The 3,675-nt window shown below is 70.3% G+C and carries 3 protein-coding genes and 1 tRNA gene; 2 read left to right on the forward strand and 2 right to left on the reverse strand.

All coding sequences use genetic code 11. From position 1 onward, the window contains the following. Window positions 1-1,410, forward strand: a 1,410-nt coding sequence (locus ACFC1F_RS42825) for a S1C family serine protease (protein WP_376167193.1), incomplete at its 5' end; no start/stop codon positions are given. Between the two features lie 63 nt (window positions 1,411-1,473). Next, window positions 1,474-1,561 (forward strand) — tRNA-Ser (locus tag ACFC1F_RS42830). A 173-nt stretch (window positions 1,562-1,734) separates the two neighbouring features. Here ACFC1F_RS42830 and ACFC1F_RS42835 read toward each other — a convergent pair. Continuing rightward, window positions 1,735-3,102 (reverse strand): tyrosine-type recombinase/integrase, encoded by a 1,368-nt coding sequence (locus ACFC1F_RS42835; RefSeq protein ID WP_376167195.1) that lies wholly within the window; start codon window positions 3,100-3,102, stop codon window positions 1,735-1,737. 65 nt (window positions 3,103-3,167) lie between these two features. After that, complete coding sequence (locus tag ACFC1F_RS42840) at window positions 3,168-3,359, reverse strand: helix-turn-helix transcriptional regulator (protein WP_376167197.1); 192 nt, start codon at window positions 3,357-3,359, stop codon at window positions 3,168-3,170. Window positions 3,360-3,675: the final 316 nt, after the last annotated feature.

Below are 3,675 nucleotides of genomic sequence, written 5' to 3' on the forward strand. Positions count from 1 at the left end.
GCTCCGGCCGGCAACCCGTACGCCGCCCCGGCCGCTCCCGCGGCGCCCGCCGCCCCCGTCGCGGCGGCCGCCCCCGGCCACGACCCGTACGGCGCCCCGGCGGCACCGGGCGCGCCCGCGGCCCCCGGCCAGCACCACCCGTTCGGCGCCGGCCAGCCGCTCGGCGGCTGGGGCATGCACGACGCCACCGGCGGCGGTGCCGGCACGCCCGGCGGCCCCGGCTACCCCGGCGGCCCGCTCGGCTACCCGGGCGAGTACCCCGGCGCCCCCGAGCCCGGCGGCCCGCGCAAGAAGCGCGGCGGCCTGATCGCCCTGATCGCCGCCGTCGCCCTGGTCGCCGGTGTGGCCGGCGGCGCGCTCGGTGTCGCCGTCGCCGACCGCGACGGCAACGGCATCCTCGCCTCGGACGACCACCGGAGCACCACCGTCCAGGCCAGCAGCCCGCAGAAGAACGAGCCCGCCCCCGGCTCCGTCGCCGGCATCGCGCAGAAGGCGCTGCCCAGCGTCGTCACCATCAAGGCGCAGGGCAACGGCGAGTCCGGCACCGGCACCGGCTTCGTCTTCGACACCGAGGGCCACATCCTCACCAACAACCACGTCGTCGCCCCCGCTTCCAACGGTGGCAAACTGACCGTCAAGTTCGCCGACGGCAACTCCTACAGCGCCTCCGTGCTCGGCCGCGCCGAGGGCTACGACGTCGCCGTGGTCAAGCTCGACAACCCGCCGAAGGGCAAGCTGACGCCCCTTCCGCTGGCCGACTCCGACAAGGTCAACGTCGGTGACTCCACCATCGCCATCGGCGCCCCGTACGGCCTGGAGTCCACCGTCACCACCGGCATCATCAGCGCCAAGGACCGTCCGGTCGCGTCCGGCGACGAGACCGGCGCCCAGTCCTCGTACATGAACGCCCTGCAGACCGACGCCTCCATCAACCCCGGCAACTCCGGCGGCCCGCTGCTGGACTCCAGCGGCGCGGTGATGGGCATCAACTCGGCGATCCAGTCCAACACCTCCAGCAACGGCCGGGCCGGCAGCATCGGTCTCGGCTTCGCGATCCCGATCAACCAGGCCCGGTGGGTCGCCGACACGCTGATCAAGACCGGCAAGCCCGTGTACGCGAAGCTCGACGTCCTGCGCAACGACGACTACAAGGGCGACGGCGCGCAGATCCAGACGCGCGACATCCAGGGCACCCCCGCCGTCACCCCCGGCGGCGCCGCCGACAAGGCCGGCCTCAAGCCGGGCGACGTCATCACCAAGCTCGGCGGCAGCCCGATCGAGAACGGTCCCGCCCTGGTCAGCAAGATCTGGACCCACAAGCCCGGCGAAACCGTGGACGTCGAGTACACCCGCAACGGCCAGACCTTCACCACCAAGGTCACCCTCGCCGAGCGCGTCGGCGACAGCTGACCCGCCACCTCCCCAAACCCGGTGCACCGAACCCCGCCGGACCCGTTAGGCTGACCTCCGCCTGGAGAGCTGCCCGAGCGGCCTAAGGGAACAGTCTTGAAAACTGTCGTGGCGTGACCCGTCACCGTGGGTTCGAATCCCACGCTCTCCGCTGGTGGTGAAAGCCCAGATCAGGGCGGGTATCGGCAACTTGCCGATACCCGCCCTTTTCGATTCCGTGCCAGGGTGTCCCACCCGTGTACCGCTTCTGACCAGTGTGTGTGGGCCAGCCGTGGGCCAACTGTGGACCGGCGTGGAACAGTCATGGAACGTGATCACTGAGCCCTATGCGGCCGGTTCCTCGCCGTCCAGGAACCGTTCGATCTTGCTGTTCGCCTGCTCCTGACGACCGTTGATGATCTTCGCGTAGAACTTGAGTAGGACGGCCACGCTGTGCCCCGCCCGACGGGCCACCTCGGTCTGGTCGACGCCGGCGGCCAGCCAGCCGGACACGGCGGTGTGTCGTGCCGAGTACGGCACGTTGGCGAGCGGCGTCTTCACCTCTTCGGGTGTCAACGCGATGGAGCGAGCCTGTTTCCACACGGCCGCGGTCTCCTTGGTCAGCAGCCGCCCACCCTCGGCCGCGCGGAAGATCCGGCCATCGGGGGACACTCCGAATTCGGCGATGTGCTCGCGCAGCAGCCGGACCAGGACCGGCGGGATCGGTACCGGCCGGGTGGCCTTCTGCGCTCGTCGCTTCAGTCCCCGTTCCTCGTGCGACTGCCCGTCGTCGGTCCACCGCGAGCCGACCCGGGGTGAGCTGCCGCCGAGCAGCAGCTCACCCCACCCGCTCTCCGGCAGGGTGCAGTCGGTCAGCCGCAGGTTGGTGCCCTCGGCCGGCCGAGTGGCGCCGTAGAGGATGCACCCGTAGAACGCCTTCAGGTGGCGCCCACGCGCCGAAACCTGCCCGGCCGCGTCGAGCAGCGCCCGTCCCTGCTGCGGGCTGGGCACCCACCGAAAGTCGATCTCATCGTCCGTGTCCGGCGGCGTCCAGTCGACGAACTGGAGCGGGTTGCTGGGGAGTCGGCGCCGCTCGACCGCGTACCGAAGAGCGTTGTTGAGCACCATGCGCTTGCGGGCGATGGTGTTGTCCGCCGCGACCTTCCCGGTCAGGAGCCGAGCGATAGCCTCCAGCGCGACCCGTACGGTCTCGGAGTCGTCCAACTCGGTGAGACCGATCGACTTGGTGGTCATCCATGCCAGCGCGGTCGTGATCTCCTCCGGCGGCTCCGGCTGCTGCTCGGAGAAGTTGAATGCCCAGCAGGACAGTGCGCGTCGCAGTACGCGGCGGTCCGGCTGGCCCCGATGGTCCGTCACAAGAGCTTCGGTGATGGTAGCGAGTGCGTCGGCGCGGGCGGCTCGGCTCTTCGCTGACGACCGTTCCCACTTCGCCTCGGCGTACTGCTTGGCGTGGGCGAACCACGTGACCTGGTTGAGCTTCCGAAGCTCGGACACCGGCAGGCCGGTCTCCTGGTCGAACTCCTCGCCCTTCTTCATCGCCGTACGCAGTTCGGCGAGTCGGCCGGTGGCGAGGGTCATGGTGGCGTAGCTCTTCGAGTGAGGCTTGAGCCCGACCTTCCATCGCAGCTCGAACGGCCGGCGTCGGCCTGGCCGCTGTCGAATCTTGTACAGCGTCACGTCATAGGTCAGCAAGGGCACTCCAATGGGAAGGGACCCCGGCGCGCGGCCGGGGTCCCTTGAGAGCGGGACGGTTGGTGTCAGGCGGCGGTGCTCTGCTCCAGGGCGGCCCACCAGGCATCGAGGTCGATCCGGCGGACGCGGATCTGGCCGTTGGGGAGCTTCAGGAGCCTCGGTCCTCGGCCGCGCGCGACCATGCGGTAGAACGCGCTGCGGGACATGTCGATCTCGGCGAGCACGGCGGGGAGCTTGAGGTGTTCCTGCTTTGCCACGGATGGCTCCGATCGATCCGATTGGGCGGCTGGTCCCTTGTTCTTCTGGGTGCCGCTACCGCCGCTACCCCGCTACCGGGCTGGTCAGCGGGGGCGTGGTGGTAGCGGATGGGGTAGCGGTAGCGGATTGGGTGGGTCAGCCGACGGTGGTGAGGTCGGCCGGGTCTTCGGTGGCGGGGGGCGGGTTGGTAGCCGCTACCGCTACCGGTTCCGCTACCGGGAAGAGGGCCCTGACCTGGGCGGTAGCGGGAGTAGCGGGGGTAGCGGACGTTTCGGGGATGGGCGGGCAGTAGCGCAGCCAGGCGTCGGCGAGGTC

The organism is Kitasatospora sp. NPDC056181 (assembly GCF_042266225.1).
Taxonomy (GTDB): domain Bacteria; phylum Actinomycetota; class Actinomycetes; order Streptomycetales; family Streptomycetaceae; genus Kitasatospora.